Source organism: Mesorhizobium sp. M1E.F.Ca.ET.063.01.1.1, from assembly GCF_003998155.1.
Lineage (GTDB): Bacteria > Pseudomonadota > Alphaproteobacteria > Rhizobiales > Rhizobiaceae > Mesorhizobium.
The window spans coordinates 1-378 of the sequence record NZ_RZSC01001815.1; the positions used below are offsets into that span (position 1 = coordinate 1).

At 59.0% G+C, this 378-nt stretch carries 1 protein-coding gene; it reads left to right on the forward strand.

Annotated elements, in window-relative coordinates; genetic code table 11:
• Positions 1-121: 121 nt before the first annotated feature.
• Positions 122-378, forward strand: a 257-nt coding sequence (locus tag EOA29_RS41005; RefSeq protein WP_210213253.1) for a hypothetical protein, incomplete at its 3' end; no start/stop codon positions are given.

The window sequence follows — 378 nt, forward strand, 5'->3', positions numbered from 1 at the left end:
CCCCCATGCGTCCCAGGCTTGCGAGCACAGCGCGAGCCATACCGGGCCTCGCCTTGACCGGGTCTAGCTCGTCAAAAGCGAGCTCATGCAGCGCACTGGCAATGATTGGCATCAGGGTCGCATGATCGGCGGGTCGGACAAAACCGCCGGCCAGCCGCGCTGCCAGCAATGGCAAGGTGGTGATATCGAGCCCATGATCATCGTTTCGAGCGGCTTCGACGCGCTGCATGCGAAAGGCAAGAGTGCTTTCGACGACGACGGTATGACGCTTCATTGTGACAAGGACATTCGTTGCAGGCGTTACGAGTCGGCCGGTCCAGGACGATTGCAAACTGAAGTTAGACTAACAGTCATGACCTGCAAAGATCAGCCCAGAGG